This window comes from Bartonella sp. AA23NXGY, assembly GCF_042197165.1.
GTDB lineage: Bacteria > Pseudomonadota > Alphaproteobacteria > Rhizobiales > Rhizobiaceae > Bartonella.
Genome location: NZ_JBHIRO010000096.1, coordinates 1 through 730, shown reverse-complemented (window position 1 = coordinate 730; position 730 = coordinate 1). Strand labels below are relative to the sequence as shown.

Sequence of the window (730 nt, the reverse complement as noted above, 5' to 3'; positions counted from 1 at the left end):
GATGGCATGACCTTTCAAGATCAACTCAATGATGATGGGAATATCATTGCTATCAAATGTGCTATTCGTCTCAAAGGGATTAAAGACCCTATCGAAGTCACCGAATATCGCAAAGAATGCGAACAAGAAAAAAGTGAAGCATGGCAAAAATATCCAGCACGTATGTTGCGCCATAAAGCCACTATACAATGTGCTCGCTATGCTTTCGGGCTTTCCGGTATTTATGAAGAAGATGAAGCAAAACGTATCAATGAAACAAACCATAGCATTCCAAAACAATTGGTTTCTCAAGATATGCTTATAAAAATCGAAGAATTAATCGAACAAACAGAATCGGATAAAAATAAGCTTCTCTCTTATGCAAAAGTAGAAAAGCTAACAGATATGTCTTGTGAAACAGCAGACGACGTTTTGAAAATATTAGAAAGCAAGCCAAGAATTCAAAGAGAAAGCGCTCTACAATCTCTCCCACCACAAGAGAAAACATACGTTCCTATACAAGATGCCGAATATATTCACGTCCAAGATATAGAATATGTATCACAAGAACAAAGAACGGCGGTGTGATATGGAACAAAGAACAGCAGAATGGTTTCAAGCGCGCTTGGGTAAAGTCACCGCATCTAATGTTTACAACATTATCAGTAAGACAGCAAAAGGATTGCCTACGAGCAAATATGAAGACTACAAAATCAAACTCATAACAGAGCGCTTAACAGGCGAAACAAGC

1 protein-coding gene and 1 pseudogene are annotated in these 730 nt (G+C 38.1%); both read left to right on the top strand.

Annotated elements, in window-relative coordinates; genetic code table 11:
• Window positions 1-567 (top strand): recombinase RecT (locus tag ACFINY_RS09845; protein ID WP_375701078.1); only part of this gene is annotated, 567 nt, incomplete at its 5' end.
• Between the two features lies 1 nt (window position 568).
• A pseudogene (locus ACFINY_RS09840) lies at window positions 569-730 on the top strand (exonuclease); the annotation flags it as partial.